Below are 21201 nucleotides of genomic sequence, written 5' to 3' on the forward strand. Positions count from 1 at the left end.
GATCCATGGTTGAACTCGCTCTCCCCAAGAACTCGACGATGACGGAAGGCAAGGTCTGGCCGAAGCCGGCCGGTGCCACCAATACCCGCGAATTCCGCATCTATCGCTGGAGCCCGGACGACGGCAAGAACCCGTCGATCGATACGTTCTATATCGATGTCGACGACTGCGGCCCGATGGTTCTCGATGCGCTTCTGTACATCAAGAACAAGATCGACCCGACGCTGACGCTGCGCCGTTCCTGCCGCGAAGGCATCTGCGGTTCCTGCGCCATGAACATCGACGGCACCAATACGCTGGCCTGCACCAAGGGCATGGACGAGGTGAAGGGGGCGGTAAAGGTTTACCCGCTGCCGCATATGCCTGTTGTCAAGGACCTCGTGCCGGATCTCACCAATTTCTACGCCCAGCACCGCTCGATCGAGCCCTGGCTGAAGACGGTTTCGCCGACACCGGCCAAGGAATGGAAGCAGAGCCATGAGGATCGCCAGAAGCTCGACGGCCTCTATGAGTGCATTCTCTGCGCCTGCTGTTCCGCCTCGTGCCCCAGCTACTGGTGGAATGGCGACCGTTATCTCGGCCCGGCTGTGCTGCTGCAGGCCTATCGCTGGCTGATCGACAGCCGCGACGAAGCCAAGGGCGAGCGCCTCGACAATCTTGAGGATCCGTTCCGTCTCTATCGCTGCCACACGATCATGAACTGCGCCCAGACCTGTCCGAAGGGTTTGAATCCGGCGAAGGCGATCGGCGAGATCAAGAAGATGATGGTCGAACGCCGCGTCTGATAACTGGGTGTGGGGGTGATCGTGGAGGCCCACTTGCCTCGGCCTTCATCCAGATCGACACTTTTCATGTATTGAAGCCGGCCGCAGCAAACGTTGCGGCCGGCTTTTTTACTGAAAAGCCGCCGCCGGTCGCACGCCCCTCGCGAGGTAGCAAAACAAGTCACGCCATACTTTCCGATTGGGAAAATTGGCGAACTGATCGCTGTGATCAAAGGTATAAGGTTGATGCAGTCTGTTGTTTGGCTGGCGCGTAGTTCGCAAAGAGTTCGAACGCCTTCTGATAGGCCGGGACATCCTTCAAATCGTACCCTTCGCCCAGCTGTTCGAGGTCTTTATAGGCCTGCAACAACATATCGACAAATGAGAAGCCGGAACTCAGGTCCTCTGGCTCGACCCCGGCATGCTCCGCGCCATGCTCATAGAGGCGTTGTGTCGCTGCCCGCTGCTCCATCCATTCGATAGATGTGGTTTTCTCTTCATAGCTGACCTTGTCGAGCCAGAGCGCCCCGGCTTTCCCGACTGCCATGTGATTGGAAGGGTCTGATACGAATGTTTCCGCCAGCCGTATGGGGCCAGCATAGAGCCCCATGGCGAGCCCCTGCTGATTTGCCATGATTGACGCCGCCATATCCTTTTCCTCTTTGGAAAAAAGCCCGGTCGTGTCGGTGCGCATGGCATTCAAAGCCCGGCGATCCAGATCGCCGAGGGCGGAATACCAATCCTTGCCCTCATGACTGTTGTACCCGAACGGTTGTCCGTTCCCGCTCATCTGGGCGTATCGGCTGTCGATCGCCTTGCGTGCTGCTTCGGCAACTTCCGTCTTTGTCTTGCCCGACGAGAATGGTTCCGCCGCCGGATCGGTCACCGCCAGGGCTAAATTGTTGGACGAAAACCCGGGGCGGACCGGCATGTAAATTTCAAAGCCGTTCGGCTGCGATGTTACGAAGCTGTCGGATATCGGGGCTAATTTGCCAAAACTATCGTATGTTCCGATGTCGCCGTCGTTACCGGCAGGTTCAGGCGCGCCATAGGAGGTGGCAGACGTAACTGGATTTCCGGAGGTGGCCAGCTGTCTGGTGGCGGCTAGCGGTCCGGCGGTTTGAATGTTGAAATAGCTGATGCCGCTGATATTCATTGCCTGTCCCTCCTTGAGTGCTTTCGCTTTAGAGGGGAATGCTTGCCTGAATCTGTCGTTATGGTTGAATGATGGTTGTTTGATTGTAGGCGAGCCTTCAGGCTTTCCGAGCTTGGGATCTCCCCTTTCGAAGGAGCTGCCAGGTATTTTATTGCCGGTTTGCGCTGTAGATCCAGCGTGTTCAGATTGAAGCCTGCCAGTGTAGTGTCGTTGTCGCCGGTAGAGCGGATATCGCCCGGCATCCTGATGCGCCGGCAACTTCGCAGAGCAGGATGGGAACCGTTTCAATCATGCCACAGTCTTAAAGAATCCGGTGCATCTTGAATTTAAAGTTAGTTTTAAGCTAATTCCGCCTATATTCCCCTGGACAACGCGATAGCAGAGATGATCGGGAGCTTGAACATGCGGACAATACATACGGTAGCGGGACTGGCCTTGGTGCTGGCGCTGGCTGGATGTCAGCGGACGTCCATGAGCGATTTCGGTGGAAACCCCGCGCCGGCTCCATTGCAGGCGCAGCCTGTGCCGAGTGTCTCTTCCGGCCAGCTTGCAGCGCCCGGTGATACCTCGCAGTTTCCGGCAGCGCCGGTCAGCGGCACGGCGGCGGTCGGCGGCGTCACGACGCCGGGTGCTACCGATACTGCTGCGGCGGCCAATGCGCTTGATGTCACCAAGGAATCGATGGTAGGCAACTGGCGTGTCTCGAATGCGGGCGCATCCTGCGACATGTTCCTGACGCTGACCAATCTCGGCAGCGGTTCGCGCGGCGGTACGCGCGGTTGCGCTGGCGAACTGACGGCGATGGGATCCTGGGAAGTGGCCGGCAAGCAAGTCGTCTTGAAGGATCGCAACGGCAATCCGCTCGCCCGCCTGTTCAAGACGGCCGATGCACGCTTTGACGGCTCGACCAATGGCGGCCAGTCGGTCAGTCTTAGCCGCTAACCACCAGCCCGGCATCAGCCGGGCTTTTTCTTGCCGTCGTTTCCGACACCAGGGCGGTCCAGCGCGTGCCAAATCCCGAAGACAGTATTTCACGAAAACTCGAAGCCATGGTCGCGGCGGGAACGCTGTCGCGTGATCCGGCGCAGCTTGCCATCGCCAGGCGGCTCGATCACCTTTCCTCAGAGCTCGCCGCCGGCCGCGCCGAGCGCAAGTCGAATGCGCTTGGATGGCTGTTTGCTTCACGCAAGAATGAACATCCGCCGCTGAAGGGGCTTTATCTCTACGGGGGCGTCGGGCGTGGCAAGACCATGCTGATGGACCTGTTCTTCGAGACGGTGCCGATCAAGCGCAAGCGGCGGGCGCATTTCCACGAATTCATGGCCGATGTGCATGATCGCATCTTCAAGCACCGGCAGAAGCTGAAAAATGGCGAGACGCGGCAGGCGGACCCGATGCCGCCGGTGGCGGCCGAGATCTTTGCCGAAGCGCGGCTTCTGTGCTTCGACGAGTTTTCCGTCACCGATATTGCCGATGCGATGATCCTGTCGCGGCTGTTCGGCGAACTCTTCTCCAAAGGCTGCGTGCTGGTGGCGACATCGAATGTCGAGCCGGGCAATCTTTACAGGGATGGTCTCAATCGCGGCCTGTTTCTGCCGTTCATCGATCTGTTGAAGGCGCATGCCGCTATCGTGCCGCTGGATACAACGACGGATTACCGGCTGGCGAAGATCGAGGGACTACCAGTCTGGTCATCGCCGCTTGGCCCGCAAGCCGACGCCGAACTCGACAATGCCTGGAGGCTGGCAACGGCGGGGCTGACGGTTGCCTCCGCCGAGGTGGCGTTCAAGGGACGCAAGATCGTCGTGCCCAAGGCTGCCGGCGAATGCGCTCGTTTTTCCTTCGCAGACCTCTGCGAAAAGCCGCTGGGCGCCGCCGATTATCTCGCCATCCTTTCGCATTACCGGACGATTTTCGTCGAGCATATTCCGCATCTCGGGCCGGAACGCCGCAACGAGACCAAGCGCTTCATCATGCTGGTCGATACGATCTACGATCATGGCGCCCGGCTGTTTGCTTCTGCAGCATCGGCGCCGATCAATCTGCTGACGGCGAAAAAAGGCACCGAGGGTTTCGAGTTTGACCGCACGGTGTCGCGGCTCATTGAGCTGCAGAGCAAAGAATACGCGGCTAACCATCATGCAGCTTCTGGTGTTTTATGACAGAACGGCGACGTAAATTCTTACGTTTACGTAAGAATTTTATGATCTAACCGATTGAAATTGTTCTGTCCGAAAGTATCGGTTGATATTTTAGATTTTGAAGCTTAATTCCTAGCGCCGAAGGTTTGCCACAGTCTGCGCTTAGAGCGCCACGTCAGGCCTTGTCAGATTTGGATCGCAAAGGAAGCACTTTCATGGCGCGCAACAAGATCGCACTTATTGGTTCTGGAATGATTGGTGGCACGCTGGCGCATCTCGCCGGCTTGAAGGAACTGGGCGATATCGTCCTGTTCGACATCGCTGACGGCATTCCGCAGGGCAAGGGTCTCGATATCGCTCAGTCCTCCCCCGTCGAAGGCTTCAATGCCAACCTGACCGGTGCCAGCGACTATTCCGCAATCGAAGGCGCCGATGTCTGCATCGTCACCGCCGGCGTTGCCCGCAAGCCGGGCATGAGCCGCGACGATCTGCTCGGCATCAACCTCAAGGTGATGGAACAGGTCGGCGCCGGCATCAAGAAGTATGCCCCGAACGCTTTCGTCATCTGCATCACCAACCCGCTCGACGCGATGGTCTGGGCGCTGCAGAAGTTCTCCGGCCTGCCGAAGAACATGGTTGTCGGCATGGCCGGCGTTCTCGACAGCTCGCGCTTCCGCCTGTTCCTGTCCCAGGAATTCAACGTTTCCGTCCAGGACGTCACCGCCTTCGTTCTCGGCGGCCATGGCGACACGATGGTGCCGCTTGCCCGTTACTCGACCGTTGGCGGCATTCCGCTGACCGATCTGGTCAAGATGGGCTGGGTCACCAAGGAACGCCTCGAAGAAATCATCCAGCGCACCCGTGACGGTGGCGCCGAAATCGTTGGTCTGCTCAAGACCGGTTCGGCCTACTACGCTCCGGCCGCTTCGGCGATCGAAATGGCTGAATCCTTCCTCAAGGACAAGAAGCGCGTTCTGCCCGTCGCCGCCCATCTCACCGGCCAGTACGGTGTCAAGGACATGTATGTCGGCGTCCCGACGATCATCGGCGCCGGTGGTGTCGAGCGTATCATCGAAGTCGAGTTCAACAAGGCCGAACAGGAAGCCTTCGACAAGTCGGTTGCCGCGGTTGCCGGTCTTTGCGAAGCCTGCGTCGCCATCGCGCCCAGCCTGAAGTAATTGCGCCTCACGTAATTACCGCTCGGCTTAAACAGGAAATATCCCCATGAACATTCATGAATATCAGGCCAAGGCTCTGCTGAAGACCTTTGGCGCTCCGGTCGCAGAAGGTGTTGCCATCTTCTCCGCCGACGAGGCAGAAGCGGCTGCAAAGTCGCTTCCAGGCCCGCTCTACGTCGTCAAGAGCCAGATCCACGCTGGCGGCCGCGGCAAGGGCAAGTTCAAGGAACTCGGCCCGGATGCCAAGGGTGGCGTTCGCCTGGCGTTCTCCATCGACGAAGCCAAGGCGCATGCCAAGGAAATGATGGGCAACACGCTGGTAACCGCGCAGACCGGCGAAGCCGGCAAGCAGGTCAACCGCCTCTACATCGAAGACGGCGCCGACATTGCCCGCGAGCTTTACCTCTCGCTTTTGGTCGACCGTTCGGTTGGCCGCGTTGCCTTCGTCGTCTCGACCGAAGGCGGCATGGACATCGAGGCTGTCGCCCATGACACGCCGGAAAAGATCCACACAATCGCAATCGACCCGGAAACGGGCGTGACCGACGCTGACGTTGCTGCGATCTCCAAGGCACTCGAGCTTTCGGGCGCTGCTGCCGAAGACGCCAAGTCGCTGTTCCCGATCCTCTACAAAGCCTTCAACGAGAAGGACATGGCGCTGCTCGAGGTCAACCCGCTGATCGTCATGAAGAATGACCATCTGCGTGTCCTCGACGCCAAGATGTCCTTCGACGGCAACGCGATTTTCCGCCACGACGACGTCAAGGCGCTGCGCGACGAGACCGAAGAGGACGCCAAGGAAATCGAAGCCTCCAAGTGGGACCTCGCTTACGTCGCTCTCGACGGCAACATCGGCTGCATGGTCAACGGCGCTGGTCTCGCCATGGCGACGATGGACATCATCAAGCTGTACGGCAAGGAGCCGGCAAACTTCTGCGACGTCGGCGGTGGCGCCGGCAAGGAGAAGGTGGCTGCTGCCTTCAAGATCATCACGGCTGACCCGAAGGTCGAGGGCATCCTCGTCAACATCTTCGGCGGCATCATGAAGTGCGACGTCATCGCTGAAGGTGTTGTCGCTGCGGTGCAGGAAGTCGGCCTCAAGGTTCCGCTCGTCGTGCGCCTCGAAGGTACCAATGTCGAGCTCGGCAAGAAGATTCTGAACGAATCGGGTCTCGCGATCACGGCGGCAGACGACTTGGACGATGCGGCCAAGAAGATCGTCGCTGCGATCAACGCCTAATTTTTAAGGACCCGAACTCATGTCTATTCTCGTCAACAAGAATACCAAGGTCCTGGTTCAGGGCCTGACCGGCAAGACCGGTACGTTCCACACCGAACAGGCGCTTGCCTACTACGGCACGCAGATGGTCGGTGGTATCCACCCGAAGAAGGGTGGCGAAACCTGGACCCGCTCGAAGGGCGAAAGCCTGCCGATCTTCGCGTCCGTCGCTGAAGCCAAGGAACGCACCGGCGCAGACGCATCGGTGATCTACGTTCCGCCGGCAGGTGCTGCCGACGCGATCATCGAGGCGATCGAAGCCGAGATCCCGTTCATCACCTGCATCACCGAAGGCATTCCGGTCATGGACATGGTTCGCGTCAAGGCTCGCCTCGACCGCTCCAAGTCGCGCCTGCTCGGCCCGAACTGCCCGGGCATCCTGACGCCGGAAGAATGCAAGATCGGCATCATGCCGGGCTCGATCTTCCGCAAGGGTTCGGTCGGTATCGTGTCGCGCTCCGGCACGCTGACCTATGAAGCCGTGTTCCAGACGTCGAACGAAGGCCTTGGCCAGACGACGGCTGTCGGCATCGGCGGCGACCCGGTCAAGGGCACCGAGTTCATCGATGTGCTTGAGATGTTCCTGGCCGATCCGGCCACGACCTCGATCATCATGATCGGCGAAATCGGCGGCTCGGCTGAAGAAGATGCAGCCCAGTTCCTGATCGACGAAGCCAAGAAGGGCCGCAAGAAGCCGATGGCAGGCTTCATCGCCGGCCGTACCGCTCCGAAGGGCCGCACCATGGGCCACGCCGGTGCTGTCGTTTCCGGCGGCAAGGGCGATGCGGAATCCAAGATCTCGGCCATGGAAGCGGCCGGTATCAAGGTATCGCCTTCCCCGGCGCGCCTCGGCAAGACGCTGGTCGAAGTCCTCAAGGGCTGAGACGTTCCAAGCGAATAACGTGACCGGGCCGCCCATTGCGGTTGGCCCGGTCCGCACCATCTGATGACGCGGGGGCGCATCCGGCGCTCTCGAAAATGCGGTTTACCGGGGCCATCCACCCGGCAGAGTTAACTAGTCAGGAGGCGGACGGACAGGTCCGCGGAACACCATGGCACGGCAAGAAGCCAACGAGCAATTTCAGCTGACCTCGTTCCTCGATGGAGCGAATGCTGGCTATATCGACCAGCTCTATGCGCGCTACGAAAACGATCCGTCGTCGGTCTCCGGCGAATGGCAGTCGTTCTTCAAGGCGCTGCAGGAGCAGCCGGAAGACGTGATCAAGGCCGCCAAGGGCGCTTCGTGGAAGAAGCCACACTGGCCAATCCAAGCCAGTGGCGAACTGGTCTCGGCGCTGGACGGCGACTGGGGCACGGTTGAAAAGGTCATCGAAAAGAAGGTTCAGGCGAAGGCCGAAGCCAAGGCTGCCGTGACCGGCGTTGCCGCAGCGCCCGCCGACGTTCACCAGTCGACCCGTGACAGCGTGCGCGCGATCATGCTGATCCGCGCCTACCGCATGCGCGGCCACCTGCATGCCAAGCTCGACCCGTTGGCAATCGCCGCTCCGGTCGAGGATTATCACGAGCTTTCGCCGTCGAACTACGGTTTCGGCCCGGAAGACATGGACCGGCCGATTTTTATCGACAACGTGCTTGGTCTTGAATACGCAACCCTGCGCGAGATCGTCGACATTCTCGAGCGCACCTATTGCTCGACGCTCGGTGTCGAGTTCATGCACATCTCCGATCCGGAAATCAAAGGCTGGATCCAGGAACGCATCGAAGGCCCGGATAAGGGTGTTGATTTCACGCCTGAGGGCAAGAAGGCCATCCTGCAGAAGCTGATCGAGGCCGAAGGCTTCGAGCAGTTCATCGACGTCAAGTATAAGGGCACCAAGCGCTTCGGTCTCGACGGCGGTGAATCGCTGATCCCGGCGCTGGAGCAGATCATCAAGCGCGGCGGTCAGGAAGGCCTGAAAGAGGTCATCCTCGGCATGGCCCATCGCGGCCGTCTGAACGTCTTGACCAACGTCATGGGCAAGCCGCATCGCGCCGTGTTCCACGAGTTCAAGGGCGGCTCCTACGCACCGGACGACGTTGAAGGCTCGGGCGACGTGAAGTACCATCTGGGTGCCTCCTCGGACCGCGAGTTCGACGGCAACAAGGTTCACCTGTCGCTGACGGCCAACCCGTCGCATCTGGAAATCGTCAATCCTGTCGTCATGGGCAAGGCCCGCGCCAAGCAGGACCAGATGGCGAAGATCTTCGAAGGCGACGTCATTCCGCTGTCCGAGCGCGCGCAAGTCATGCCGCTTTTGCTGCACGGCGACGCTGCCTTTGCCGGCCAGGGCGTCACGGCTGAAATCCTCGGCCTGTCAGGCCTGCGCGGTCACCGCGTTGCCGGTACGGTGCATTTCATCATCAACAACCAGATCGGCTTCACCACCAATCCGGCCTTCTCGCGTTCGTCGCCCTATCCGTCGGACGTTGCCAAGATGATCGAAGCGCCGATCTTCCACGTCAACGGCGACGATCCTGAAGCGGTCGTCTACGCTGCCAAGATCGCCACCGAATACCGGATGAAGTATCACAAGCCTGTCGTCGTCGACATGTTCTGCTATCGCCGCTTCGGCCATAACGAAGGTGATGAGCCGTCATTCACGCAGCCGAAAATGTACAAGGTCATCCGCGCCCACAAGACGGTCGTGCAGATCTACGCCCAGCGTCTGATCGCCGAAGGCCTGATCACCGAAGGCGAACTGGAAAAGATGCGGGCCGACTGGCGTGCGCATCTCGAGCAGGAGTTCGAGGCAGGCCAATCCTACAAGCCGAACAAGGCCGACTGGCTGGACGGTGTGTGGTCGGGACTTCGCGCCGCCGACAACCAGGATGAGCAGCGCCGCGGCAAGACCTCGGTTCCGATGAAGTCGCTCAAGGAAGTAGGCCGCAAGCTGTCGGAAGTTCCGGCGGGCTTCCATGCCCACAAGACCATTCAGCGTTTCATGGACGGCCGGGCCAACATGGTCCAGACCGGTGAAGGCGTCGATTGGGCGATGGCCGAAGCGCTGGCTTTCGGCACGCTTTGCATCGACGGCACCAAGATTCGTCTGTCGGGCCAGGATTGCGAACGCGGCACGTTCTCGCAGCGCCACTCGGTTCTCTACGATCAGGAAACCGAAGACCGCTACATCCCGCTGGCCAACCTGTCGCCGACCCAGGCCCGTTACGAAGTCATCAACTCGATGCTTTCGGAAGAGGCTGTACTCGGTTTCGAATACGGCTATTCGCTGGCCCGTCCGAACGCGCTGACGCTCTGGGAAGCCCAGTTCGGCGACTTCGCCAACGGTGCGCAGGTCGTGTTCGACCAGTTCATCTCGTCGGGTGAGCGCAAGTGGCTGCGTATGTCGGGTCTCGTCTGCCTGCTGCCGCACGGCTACGAAGGCCAGGGTCCGGAACATTCCTCGGCCCGCCTTGAGCGTTGGTTGCAGATGTGCGCCGAAGACAACATGCAGGTCGCCAACGTCACGACGCCGGCGAACTACTTCCACATTCTGCGCCGCCAAACGAAGCGTGACTTCCGCAAACCGCTGATCATGATGACGCCGAAGTCACTGCTGCGCCACAAGCGTGCTGTCTCCTCGTTGTCGGAAATGGCGGGCGAGACCTCGTTCCACCGTCTGCTTTGGGACGATGCCGAGGTCATCAAGGACGGCCCGATCAAGCTGCAGAAGGACGCCAAGATCCGCCGCGTCGTGCTTTGCACCGGCAAGGTCTATTACGACCTGCTGGAAGAGCGTGAAAAGCGTGGCATCGACGATGTCTACCTGCTGCGCGTCGAACAGCTCTATCCGTTCCCAGCCAAGGCGCTGATCAACGAACTCTCGCGCTTCCGCCATGCCGAAATGGTCTGGTGCCAGGAAGAGCCGAAGAACATGGGCGCGTGGTCGTTCATCGACCCGTACCTGGAATGGGTGCTTGCCCATATCGATGCAAAGTACCAGCGCGTGCGTTACACCGGCCGTCCGGCTGCCGCCTCTCCGGCGACGGGCCTGATGTCCAAGCATCTCGCCCAGCTTGCCGCATTCCTCGAAGACGCCCTCGGGGGCTAAGAAAACGGGAGGCTGAAAGGCCTCCCTCTTTTGCCTCAACAGAAACCGACACCCGATCAACGGACGACAAAAAATCATGGCCACAGAAATCCGCGTTCCCACTCTGGGCGAATCCGTCAGCGAAGCCACCATCGGTACCTGGTTCAAGAAGGTTGGCGATACCGTCAAGGCCGATGAGCCGCTGCTTGAACTTGAAACCGACAAGGTGACGATCGAAGTTCCGTCGCCAGCCGCTGGCGTGCTGTCCGAAATCGTCGCCGCTGCCGGCGAGACCGTCGGCCTCGGCGCGCTGCTCGGCAACATCGCAGCAGGCGCTGCTGGTGCTGCCGCACCGGCCGCCGCTGAAAAGAAGGCTGAACCGGCTGCTGCTGCCCCTGCAGCCGCCGCTGCTGCACCGGCCGCCGCACCGGTTGCGTCCGCCATGCCGGCAGCTCCTGCTGCCGCAAAGATGCTGGCTGAAAACAACCTCTCGGCCGATCAGGTCGACGGCTCCGGCAAGCGCGGTCAGGTTCTGAAGGGCGATGTCATCGCTGCCGTTGCCAAGGGCATTTCGGCACCAGCCGCTTCCGAGCCGGTAAAGGCCGTATCGCGTGGTCCGTCGTCGGCCGAGGACGCGCCGCGCGAAGAGCGCGTCAAGATGACCCGCCTGCGCCAGACCATCGCCAAGCGCCTCAAGGATGCGCAGAACACAGCAGCGATGCTGACCACCTATAACGAGGTGGACATGTCGGCCGTGATGGCGCTGCGCACCAAGTACAAGGACATCTTTGAGAAGAAGCACGGCGTCAAGCTCGGCTTCATGGGCTTCTTCACCAAGGCTGTGACGCATGCCCTGAAGGAAATTCCTTCGGTCAACGCCGAGATCGACGGCACCGACATCATCTACAAGAACTTCTGCCATATCGGCATGGCCGTCGGCACTGATAAGGGCCTCGTCGTTCCGGTCATCCGCGACGCCGACGAAATGTCGATCGCCGAAGTCGAGAAGGATCTTGGCCGTCTCGCCAAGCTCGCTCGCGATGGCGCCCTCTCCATGGGCGACATGCAGGGCGGCACGTTCACGATCACCAATGGTGGCGTCTACGGTTCGCTGATGTCCTCGCCGATCCTCAATGCGCCGCAGTCGGGCATTCTTGGCATGCACAAGATTCAGGATCGCCCGGTCGTCGTCGGCGGCCAGATCGTCATCCGTCCGATGATGTATCTCGCGCTCTCCTATGACCACCGCATCGTTGACGGCAAGGAAGCGGTTACCTTCCTCGTGCGCGTCAAGGAAAGCCTGGAAGATCCGGAACGCCTCGTTCTCGACCTGTAAGGAACGATAGGCATGGACCCGGCAGCACTGGCGGTATCGCCCTTCGTCACGCTTCTTGCATGGAGCGTGGTGCTGCTGGTGTTTCATGTCTCACTGCAGGGCTTTTCTGCAACCCTCGAACTTGGATCGGCATGGAATGCCGGTCCGCGGGATGAGGAAAAGAAACCCTCCGGCAAACTGGCCGGCCGGGCGGCCCGGGCATCGGCGAATTTCCGTGAGACTTATCCGGCTTTTGTCGGCCTGGCTCTTGCGCTGGCCATCACCGGCGATCTCACCGGCTGGGGCCTGACCGGTGCCTGGACTTGGCTTGTCTGCCGGATCATTTATATTCCGCTTTATCTGGCGGGTGTTCCCTATATCCGCTCGCTCATCTGGCTCGGTTCGCTTGCCGGGCTTCTCATCATGGTCGCGACGCTGATTTTCTGACGTCCCACAGCGATAAACGGAGAGTGCAGTGCATCCCTATCTGTTCGAACTCGCCTCGCTGATGGCCATCTTCGCCTTCGCTATCGTTTCTCCGGGCGCAGACCTTGCCATGGTCATGCGCCAGTCGATCGTCAACGGCCGCCGCTCCGCCATCATCACGTCCTTCGGCGTCGGCGCGTCGCTGATGTTCCATGTGACCTATACGATCCTCGGTCTCGGGCTGATCATCTCGCAGTCGATCTACCTGTTCAACATCGTCAAATGGTGCGGTGTCGCTTACCTTCTCTATATCGGCGTCAAGTCGCTGCGGGCGGGCAAGACCGACATGACGGCGCAGGCCGAAGGGGTGCAGGCCGGTGAAAAGCGCCAGTCGGGGCTGAAGGCATTCGGCCTCGGCTTTGCCGCCAATGCCTTGAACCCGAAGCCGGTCTTCTTCTTCCTGTCGATCTTCTCGACGGTGGTCAGCGCCCATACGCCGATCATGGTCAATTTCGGCTACGGGCTGGTGATGGCCAGTTGCCTGATCCTCTGGTTCGTCGGTGTCAGCATGTTCATGACGACGCCGAAGATGCGCGCCGCCTTCTCGCGCGCCAGCCAGTGGATCGACCGCGCCAGCGGCATGGTCTTCATTGCGCTTGGCCTGAAGCTCGCCACGGAAAAGGCGGCCTGAGCATGCGTCTCGCGGGCCCCGCATCTATCCTGAGCGCATTTCTGGCGGTTTCGCCGGCACGTGCCGCCGACTGCCTGCAGGAACAGGCGATCTATGGTGATGCGGATAATGCTTACGAGTTGCATTTCGAGCCGGTCGGCTCGGCCAGTGCCGCCACCAGCAATCATTTCAAGGTCAAGGTCGGCAAGACCGATCTGGTGCTTGATGGCATCGTCATGCAATCCGACGAGCCTGTGCGCGCCAACGGCATGATCATGCACAAATGCCCGGAAGGTGACGTGACCGGCGACGACATCGCCGCCTGCACGATCTGGCAGGGCGTGATCTATTCGGTCAGTGCGGATGGCAAGGTCCTCTCGTTGCCCGGCGAAGGCCTCGAAGCCGCCGCGCAGGTACTTTTGCCCGATTTCGGCCCGGCGATCCGCAATTCATCCATCTGGGGCAAGGCGACTGTCGCGCCCTGGGATGTTCTGACCTTCAAGGGATGCAGCCAATGACGCGGAATGACAGGCCCGTTTTGCTGGTCACCGGCGGCAGCCGCGGCATCGGTGCCGCGATCTGCCGGTCTGCCGCCGAGCAAGGCTGGGCGGTTGCCGTAAACTATGCCTCCAACCGCTCTGCCGCTGACGCAGTCGTGGCTGCGATCGAAGCGGAAGGTGGTGTTGCGATTGCGGTGGAAGGCGACGTCGGCAACGAGGCCGGAATTGCTGATATCTTTGCGGCGATCGACGAGAGGTTCGGCCGTCTCGACGGGCTGGTCAACAATGCCGGCATCGTCGGCATGCCGGCACGTGTCGAGGACATTACCGCCGAGCGGCTGGAGCGCATGCTGCGCGTCAATGTCTCCGGCTCGATCCTCTGTGCCGCTGCGGCAGTCCGCCGTATGTCGGTGCGTCATGGTGGCAAGGGCGGCGTCATCGTCAATATTTCGTCGGTGGCATCCGTGCTTGGCTCGGCCGGGCAGTATGTCGATTATGCCGCCTCCAAGGGTGCTATCGACACGTTCACCATCGGCCTTTCGCGCGAAGTCGCCTCGGATGGCATCCGCGTCAACGCGGTACGCCCCGGCATCATCGATACGGATATCCACGCCTCCGGCGGGCTTCCGGACCGTGCCCGTGAACTCGGGCCGACTATTCCCATGAAACGGCCAGGCACCGCGCAAGAGGTCGCCGATGCTGTTCTCTATCTCATCTCCCCTTCGTCGTCCTATGTTACGGGCGCCATTCTCAACGTCAGCGGCGGACGCTAGCCGCTCTCAGGAAGGACTTTTCAATGGCTTATGATCTCATCGTTATCGGTACTGGCCCCGGCGGCTATGTCTGCGCCATCAAGGCAGCCCAGCTCGGGCTCAAGGTTGGCGTCATCGAGAAGCGCGCCACCTATGGCGGCACCTGCCTCAACATCGGCTGCATTCCCTCCAAGGCGCTGCTGCACGCATCCGAAGTCTTCCATCAGACCGGCCACGGCATCGATGCGCTGGGTGTCGAAGTCGCGGCTCCGACGCTGAACCTTGGCAAGATGATGGCCCACAAGGATGCAACGGTAAAGTCGAACACCGATGGCGTCGCCTTCCTGTTCAAGAAGAACAAGATCGATGCCTTCCAGGGAACCGGTAAGGTTGTCGGCGAAGGCAAGGTCTCCGTCACCAATGACAAGGGCGAAGAGCAGGTCATCGAGACGAAGAACATCGTCATCGCCACCGGTTCGGATGTCGCAGGCATCCCCGGCGTTCCCGTTGAAATCGACGAAAAGATCATCATCTCGTCCACCGGCGGCATCGCGCTGGAAAAGGTTCCGGCCACCATGGTCGTCGTCGGCGGCGGTGTCATCGGCCTCGAGCTCGGTTCCGTCTGGTCGCGTCTCGGCGCCAAGGTGACCGTCGTCGAATATCTCGACACGATCCTCGGCGGCATGGACGGTGAAGTCTCCAAGCAGTTCCAGCGGATGCTCGCCAAGCAGGGCATCGACTTCAAGCTCGGCGCCAAGGTGACCGGCGTTGAGAAGGCCGGAGACGGCGCCAAGGTAACGTTCGAACCGGTCAAGGGCGGCGATGCTGCGACGATCGATGCCGATGTCGTGCTGATCGCCACAGGCCGCAAGCCGTTCACCGATGGTCTCGGCCTGGCTGAGGCCGGTGTCGTCATGGACAGCCGCGGCCGCGTCGAAATCGATGGTCATTTCCAGACCAACGTCACCGGCATCTATGCCATCGGTGACGTCGTGCGCGGACCGATGCTGGCCCACAAGGCCGAAGACGAAGGTGTTGCCGTTGCCGAGATCATTGCCGGTCAGGCTGGCCACGTGAACTATGACGTCATCCCGAGCGTCGTCTACACCCAGCCGGAAGTCGCCTCCGTCGGCAAGACCGAGGAAGAGCTGAAGGCTGCAGGCATTGCCTACAAGGTCGGCAAGTTCCCGTTCACCGCCAATGGCCGTGCCCGCGCCATGCTGCAGACGGATGGGTTCGTGAAGATTCTGGCCGACAAGGAAACCGACCGGGTTCTCGGTGGTCACATCGTCGGCTTCGGCGCTGGCGAAATGATCCACGAAATCACCGTTCTGATGGAATTCGGCGGCTCTTCGGAAGATCTCGGCCGCACCTGCCATGCCCATCCGACCATGTCGGAAGCGGTGAAGGAAGCGGCTCTCGCGACCTTCTTCAAGCCGATCCATATGTAAGAAACCAGCAATACCAAGTCTCGATGAGAGACTTGGTATGAGGGGCCGTGACAATCGGCCCCTTTGCGGCTCCTGAGTGCGCGGTCTAGAATCGGCGCATTCAAGGAGCACGCGCCGATGGCCCCCCGTACCCATTCCGTTCCTGTCACGTTGCCACACCCAGCCCTGCCGCTCGCCGATTGGGCAGATTGTTACGAGCTCGTTGTTCCCGGCCAATCGACAAACGCGATTTCCGCGAGCAGGCGTGCAATGGGTGTTTTTCCGGTCTGGGCACGTGCTCTGTTGTGGTTGCGAAATCTGGTTGTCCGCCCCTTCGGACTGAAGGGCTCGGGCGATCATCCAGGCAGTCAAACGGAGATGATCGGCTTTTTTCCCGTCATTTCGAAGTCCAGTGAACAGACCGTACTCGGCTTTGACGACACGCATCTGGATTTCCGCATCGTCATCGACGTGCGCCAGGCCGGCGAACTCGCCCAAAGGGTCAGCGTCACGACGCTGGTGCGCCGCAAGATCCTGCTGGGCAAGATCTACATTGCTGTCATCACACCGTTTCACCGGCTGATCGTCAGGACGATGCTGGCCCGGCTTGCCCGTCCGGTCGGGCTCTTGCGAGCCCGCCTGCCGGTCCGCCCTTGCAAAACCGCGGTTGCGCGCCATTTCCTTCTGACGGCGCAACCGCTGGCTCAAGGCAGATATCCGTGGCATCCGATTTCAGTGCGCCCAAGCTTTCCGGTCCGAGAACATCGACGGTCATCCGTCACATCCGCTACGAGGCAGGGCAGAACCTGCGGCTGATCACCGTGGGCGTCGCCGTGTTTATCGTCCTGCTCCTGGGAGCATCCTTCTGGGTGTCCAAGAAGGGCCAGGAAGCGGACGAGGCCGTCGCACACACGGTTCACAACGAGCGCCTGATTTCCATCGTGCAATCCCAGCTCCAGGATGCGGAAATCGGACAGCGCGGTTATCTTCTGACCGGTGACCCCTTTTACCTCGAGCCTTACGACAAGGCTGTCAGCGCGATCAGCGCCAGCGTGGAGAGCCTTGCCACCGGAGTGTCCGACAATCGCCGCCAGGACGGCAATGTTGCGGTGCTGCGGTCGCTGACCACCCAGAAGCTGTCAGAGCTGCGCCAGACCATTGAGCATCGCCGCGCCGGTGATGAAGGCGCCGCCATTGCCATGCTGCGCAACGGTCAGGGCAAGGTCTTGATGGACGGCGTGCGTGACGTTTTGGAGCGCATGCGCAGGGAAGAGGAAAGCCTGATGACGCTCAGGGCTAATCAGGCGCGCCGCGCCGGGTTCGTACTGGAGATGATGGTGATCGGGCTGGCGATGTTGACCGCCCTGATGGGCGTCATCGCCGTGCGCGCCACATTGCGGCGCGCACGGTCGGCAGAAGCGTCGCGCGACGAATTGCTGCAGCATCTCGACCGCAAGCTGCTCGCCATCATGGCGGCCGATATCGTTGGCTATAGCCGGATGATGGAGGGCGATGAAGCCCAGACCCTAGCGCGGCTGAAAGACGTGCGGGACCGGATCGATCCGATCATTGCCAATCACAGCGGCAGCATTGTCACCACGGCGGGCGACAGCGTGCTTGTCGCCTTTGCCAGTGCGCTGTCGGCGATCGATTGCGCGGTGGAAATCCAGGGGACGATGGCGGCGGACAACGCAGACCTGCCGGAAGAACAGCACCTGATGTTCCGCATCGGCATCAATGTCGGCGATGTCATCGTGCAGGATGGCGATATTTTTGGCGATACGGTGAATGTAGCAGCGCGGCTGGAGCCAATGGCGGATCCCGGCGGGATCTGCATCTCACGCGCGGTTCGCGATCACATCCGCAAGCAGCGGCATCTGGTTTTCGATGATCTGGGATTCCTCAAGGTCAAGAACATCGCTCACCCCGTCAGCGCCTTCCGGGTGCGGTTCGATCCGGCAGCGTAGCCAGCCTCAATCCTGACAGAAAACGGCGGCGCCGGGGATACCAGCGCCGCGCGTCGATAGGCTTACTGCAGGGTGCGGAACTGAGCCGCCTGCGCGGGGATTGCGCCGGCATCGGTGCCCGCAGCCTGACCGTCGAGGCCGGTGGCAACGACGGAAACGCGGAAGACGCCATCAAGGCTCTTGTCGAAGATCGCGCCGACGACGATGTCGGCGTCCTCATAGACTTCCTCGCGGATACGGGTCGCTGCCTCATCGACTTCGAACAGCGTCATGTCGGAGCCGCCGGAGATCGAGATCAGCACGCCTTTGGCACCCTTCATCGAAACTTCGCTGAGCAGCGGGTTGGCAATCGCTGCTTCGGCTGCCTTGGAGGCGCGGCTGTCGCCGCTGGCTTCGCCGGTACCCATCATCGCGCGACCCATGCCCTTCATCACCGATTTGACGTCGGCGAAGTCGAGGTTGATCAGGCCTTCCTTGACGATCAGGTCGGTGATGCAGCCGACGCCGGAATAGAGAACCCGGTCGGCTATGACGAACGCGTCGGCAAAGGTGGTCTTGGCGTCGGCGATACGGAAGAGGTTCTGGTTGGGAATGACGATGACGGTATCGGCCGCTTCACGCAGCCGTTCGATGCCTTCTTCAGCCGATTGCATGCGCCGCTTGCCTTCGAAGCTGAACGGCTTGGTGACGACGGCGACCGTCAGGATACCGGCATTGCGCGCGGCCTGAGCGATGACCGGTGCGGCACCGGTGCCCGTGCCACCACCCATGCCGGCGGTGACGAAACACATATGGGTGCCGCCGAGATGATCCATGATCTCGTCGATCGATTCCTCGGCTGCAGCGCGGCCGACTTCCGGCAACGAGCCTGCGCCGAGACCTTCGGTCACCTGTGCTCCGAGCTGGATCAGCCGGGTCGCCTTCGACATGGTCAGCGCCTGCGCGTCAGTGTTGGCGGCAACAAATTCGGCGCCCTGCAGGCCCTCGGAGATCATGTTGTTGATGGCATTGCCGCCACCGCCGCCGACGCCGATGACAGTGATCTTCGGCCTCATTTCCGAAATCACGGGTTTCTTGATCTCTGTCATCTTGTCTCCTTGGACTTGGTTGCGGCCCCGGCGTGTGGAAGCGCGTTCCGGGAGCTGCATCGAATACGAAGCGGAGCGGGCGCGAATCAGGCCGCTGCAGGTTATGATGGCAAAAAGGCAGAGAGACGGCGCGCGTGCAAGAGTCACAGCTAAAATTGCTGTGCTGGCGAGGGTTTCTGGAGGGTGATCTGTCCCTTCTCCCCGGCGGCGAGAAGGTGGCCTGAAAGGCCGGGTGGGGGGACCGCAGGTGCGGAATACGCCGAAACGCCCCTCATCGCCTCACTGCGTTTGGCACTTCTCCCTGCGGGAGAGAAGAGGGAGGCCGCTCAATTGGCGGCCGACATGCTGGTGACGGTAAAGCCGTCCTTGCGCAGAAGTTCGATCACGCCTTCGTTGCCCGGCAGGTGCAGGGCGCCGACGGCCATGAAGACAGCGCCACCGTCGAGGATCGGCCTGGCTCTCGTCGCCATGGTCTTGTTGCGGTCGGTGATGATGCGTTGTTCGAAATCGGCGTAGCCTGCATCATCGCTGGTGGACTTCTCTTCCGAAACCGCTTTCATCATTGGCATGATCAGGCCGGTATCGCCGGAGAGATAAAGCTCGGTGGTTGTTTCCATGACGTCGGTAATGGTGTCGCCGAGTGCCAATGTCTCGATCAGCGCTTCCAGATGAAACTGCACCGGCAGCGCATCCATGGCCTGCAATTGCTCGACCAGGGTCTCCAGCCCTTTCAGGCTCTTGCCCTGTTTCAAGGCATCCTCGGCCAGCTTTTTATCGAGGAACGCGGCGCCGGCGGCCTTGCGACTCATTTCGCAGGCGGGCAGGGCAACGAAACTGGCAATCATCCACGGCTTCATCTTGGCCACCAGCGTCAGCGGAATGCCGCGCGTCTTCAACCCCGCTTCCAGCTTCGCAACGTCTTCGGGCTTGAGGAAGTCCTTGATCGACTTGCCATCGGCAAACATAGTCAAACCGGGCTGCATCATGATCGCAGCGGCAGCTTTGCGGTCATCGACGATCTCGTCGGATTCGACGATGACGGTCCCGGATGTGTCATAGGCCTGGCTGGCGCCGGCAGGCATGGCCAGAACGCGCGGATCGGTGACGTGCATGGTGCCGAGCAGATAGGATGGCGCAACGCCGGGCTTCTCGATCTTCCAGAATGTGCCCTTGCCGTTCGGAACGGCCGCCGCCTCCTTTTCCAGCGCCGCGAACCGGGCTGGATCGGATGTGCGCATTTCGGCGATCAGGTTCTTGCCGCCGCAGGATACCTCTTCGGCATGGGCCGGGGAAATCGACAGAAGGGTGACGATCAGGCTGAGTGCAAACAGGACGTGCAGCGTGGCGATCAGCGCAAGCAGGTTATCGCCCAACCTGCTGGTCAATCTATCTGCCAGGCTGCGTGCCGGTTTTGCCCAGTGCTGAAACATCATCGATCCTGTCTGCGAAACATCAATCCGGCGATTCTAGCTGCCCAGGCCTCACGGGCCGTTTAACAAAACTGGTTAACGCGGGTTAACCGGCATAATTCAGGCGCGTGGGTGAGCACGATCATAGATTTCGAGCAGCCGTGCGGAATCGACGCCGGTATATACCTGCGTGGTTGACAGGCTGGCATGACCGAGCAGTTCCTGGATGGTCCTCAAGTCGCCGCCGCCCGCGAGCAGATGGGTGGCGAAGGAGTGGCGCAAGGCATGCGGCGTTGCCGTATCCGGCAGGCCAAGCGCGCCGCGCAGCTTCTGCATCTCGCGCTGGATGATCGCCGGTTGCAGCTTGCCGCCCTTGGCGCCGCGAAACAGCGGGCCGTCCGCTGCCAGATGATAGGGGCAGAGTTTTTCATAGGCGCGTATGGCATCGACCGCCGTCGAGATCAGCGGCACGATGCGGGTCTTGCCGCCCTTGCCATGGATGCGCAGCGCTGTCGGCGTACCGGCAAAATCGGCTGGCGTCAGGGCCAGCGCTTCGGAAATACGCAGGCCGCAGCCGTAGAGCAACGTCAGGACGGCAGCGTTGCGTGCGGCAATCCAGGGCTCTTCGGCCAGTTGCGCATCATTGGTAACGACCGTCAGCGCATCCGTTGCCGTCAGCGGCTTTGGTAGGGATTTCGGTTGTTTGGGCGAGCGAACGGCAGAAGCACCGGCGGCGTTGGCCATGCCTTTCTTTTCCAGATAGCGCAGGAACGAGCGCAGGCCGGCCAGCCCGCGTCCAAGCGTTCGCGCTCCGGCGCCATCCCGCCGGCGCGCGGCGAGAAAGCCGCGCAGATCGCCGGGGCGCAACGCGCTGATGTCGCTCAGCCGGGCAGGGCCGCTGAGGTGCCCGGTCAGGAAATGCAGGAATTGCCGCGTGTCGCGCTCATAGGCTTCGACTGTCTTGTCCGACAGCCGCCGCTCCTCTCCAAGGCCGGAAAGCCAGCGCTGGCGCTCGGCCATCAACTCGGGATGACCAATGATCAGCAGTTCGTTCACAGCCATGCTCCGCGATTTCAGATGATCGCGACTCTGCGCGCC

At 61.0% G+C, this 21201-nt stretch carries 19 protein-coding genes; 15 read left to right on the forward strand and 4 right to left on the reverse strand.

The window, feature by feature from the left end; translation table 11 throughout:
• Window positions 1–5: 5 nt before the first annotated feature.
• Window positions 6–785, forward strand: coding sequence for a succinate dehydrogenase iron-sulfur subunit (locus tag ASC96_RS09465; RefSeq protein ID WP_060502745.1), 780 nt, complete (start codon window positions 6–8; stop codon window positions 783–785).
• A 208-nt stretch (window positions 786–993) separates the two neighbouring features.
• Here ASC96_RS09465 and ASC96_RS09470 read toward each other — a convergent pair whose 3' ends face one another.
• Window positions 994–1920: a hypothetical protein gene (locus ASC96_RS09470; protein WP_060502746.1), complete on the reverse strand. Its 927-nt coding sequence runs from the start codon at window positions 1918–1920 to the stop codon at window positions 994–996.
• Between the two features lie 402 nt (window positions 1921–2322).
• Between ASC96_RS09470 and ASC96_RS09475 the strand changes: the two genes are divergently transcribed.
• The 14 genes from ASC96_RS09475 to ASC96_RS09540 all read left to right on the forward strand — a co-directional run bounded on the left by ASC96_RS09475 (window position 2323) and on the right by ASC96_RS09540 (window position 17606).
• Complete coding sequence (locus tag ASC96_RS09475; protein ID WP_060502874.1) at window positions 2323–2862, forward strand: protease inhibitor Inh/omp19 family protein; 540 nt, start codon at window positions 2323–2325, stop codon at window positions 2860–2862.
• 65 nt (window positions 2863–2927) lie between these two features.
• Window positions 2928–4082, forward strand: a complete 1155-nt coding sequence (gene zapE, locus ASC96_RS09480; RefSeq protein WP_082511996.1) for a cell division protein ZapE — start codon at window positions 2928–2930, stop codon at window positions 4080–4082.
• Window positions 4083–4276: 194 nt separating this feature from the next.
• The gene (mdh, locus tag ASC96_RS09485) at window positions 4277–5239 is read left to right on the forward strand and encodes a malate dehydrogenase (protein ID WP_060502748.1); all 963 of its coding nucleotides are present in this window, start codon (window positions 4277–4279) and stop codon (window positions 5237–5239) included.
• Between the two features lie 46 nt (window positions 5240–5285).
• Window positions 5286–6479 (forward strand): ADP-forming succinate--CoA ligase subunit beta, encoded by a 1194-nt coding sequence (gene sucC, locus ASC96_RS09490; protein ID WP_060502749.1) that lies wholly within the window; start codon window positions 5286–5288, stop codon window positions 6477–6479.
• A 19-nt stretch (window positions 6480–6498) separates the two neighbouring features.
• Complete coding sequence (sucD, locus tag ASC96_RS09495) at window positions 6499–7401, forward strand: succinate--CoA ligase subunit alpha (protein ID WP_060502750.1); 903 nt, start codon at window positions 6499–6501, stop codon at window positions 7399–7401.
• Between the two features lie 169 nt (window positions 7402–7570).
• The gene (locus ASC96_RS09500; RefSeq protein ID WP_060502751.1) at window positions 7571–10567 is read left to right on the forward strand and encodes a 2-oxoglutarate dehydrogenase E1 component; all 2997 of its coding nucleotides are present in this window, start codon (window positions 7571–7573) and stop codon (window positions 10565–10567) included.
• A gap of 76 nt (window positions 10568–10643) precedes the next feature.
• Window positions 10644–11882 (forward strand): 2-oxoglutarate dehydrogenase complex dihydrolipoyllysine-residue succinyltransferase, encoded by a 1239-nt coding sequence (odhB, locus tag ASC96_RS09505; protein WP_060502752.1) that lies wholly within the window; start codon window positions 10644–10646, stop codon window positions 11880–11882.
• Window positions 11883–11894: 12 nt separating this feature from the next.
• Complete coding sequence (locus tag ASC96_RS09510; protein ID WP_060502753.1) at window positions 11895–12308, forward strand: MAPEG family protein; 414 nt, start codon at window positions 11895–11897, stop codon at window positions 12306–12308.
• Between the two features lie 28 nt (window positions 12309–12336).
• Window positions 12337–12978, forward strand: coding sequence for a LysE family translocator (locus tag ASC96_RS09515; RefSeq protein WP_060502754.1), 642 nt, complete (start codon window positions 12337–12339; stop codon window positions 12976–12978).
• A 2-nt stretch (window positions 12979–12980) separates the two neighbouring features.
• A complete protein-coding gene (locus tag ASC96_RS09520) occupies window positions 12981–13475 on the forward strand; it encodes a hypothetical protein (protein ID WP_060502755.1) in 495 nt (164 codons plus the stop codon).
• The gene (locus tag ASC96_RS09525) at window positions 13472–14230 is read left to right on the forward strand and encodes an SDR family oxidoreductase (protein ID WP_060502756.1); all 759 of its coding nucleotides are present in this window, start codon (window positions 13472–13474) and stop codon (window positions 14228–14230) included. The genes ASC96_RS09520 and ASC96_RS09525 overlap by 4 nt, the downstream gene beginning before the upstream one ends.
• Window positions 14231–14253: 23 nt before the next feature.
• Entirely contained in the window at window positions 14254–15660 is a 1407-nt protein-coding gene (lpdA, locus tag ASC96_RS09530) for a dihydrolipoyl dehydrogenase (RefSeq protein ID WP_060502757.1), read from the forward strand.
• A 117-nt stretch (window positions 15661–15777) separates the two neighbouring features.
• A complete protein-coding gene (locus tag ASC96_RS09535; RefSeq protein ID WP_082512004.1) occupies window positions 15778–16455 on the forward strand; it encodes a DUF2867 domain-containing protein in 678 nt (225 codons plus the stop codon).
• Window positions 16359–17606: a CHASE3 domain-containing protein gene (locus tag ASC96_RS09540; RefSeq protein ID WP_060512025.1), complete on the forward strand. Its 1248-nt coding sequence runs from the start codon at window positions 16359–16361 to the stop codon at window positions 17604–17606. The genes ASC96_RS09535 and ASC96_RS09540 overlap by 97 nt, the downstream gene beginning before the upstream one ends.
• A gap of 62 nt (window positions 17607–17668) precedes the next feature.
• Here the strand turns inward: ASC96_RS09540 and ftsZ are convergent, their stop codons facing one another.
• The 3 genes from ftsZ to ASC96_RS09555 all read right to left on the reverse strand — a co-directional run bounded on the left by ftsZ (window position 17669) and on the right by ASC96_RS09555 (window position 21165).
• Entirely contained in the window at window positions 17669–18754 is a 1086-nt protein-coding gene (ftsZ, locus tag ASC96_RS09545) for a cell division protein FtsZ (protein ID WP_348270796.1), read from the reverse strand.
• Window positions 18755–19020: 266 nt separating this feature from the next.
• Window positions 19021–20124 carry a TraB/GumN family protein gene (locus tag ASC96_RS09550; RefSeq protein ID WP_060502875.1) on the reverse strand — a complete coding sequence of 368 codons (1104 nt, stop codon included), beginning with the start codon at window positions 20122–20124 and terminating at the stop codon, window positions 19021–19023.
• A gap of 99 nt (window positions 20125–20223) precedes the next feature.
• Window positions 20224–21165, reverse strand: coding sequence for a tyrosine recombinase XerC (locus ASC96_RS09555; protein WP_060502760.1), 942 nt, complete (start codon window positions 21163–21165; stop codon window positions 20224–20226).
• Window positions 21166–21201 lie beyond the last annotated feature (36 nt).

Origin of the sequence: Rhizobium sp. Root1204, assembly GCF_001424965.1 — a bacterium.
GTDB lineage: Bacteria > Pseudomonadota > Alphaproteobacteria > Rhizobiales > Rhizobiaceae > Pararhizobium.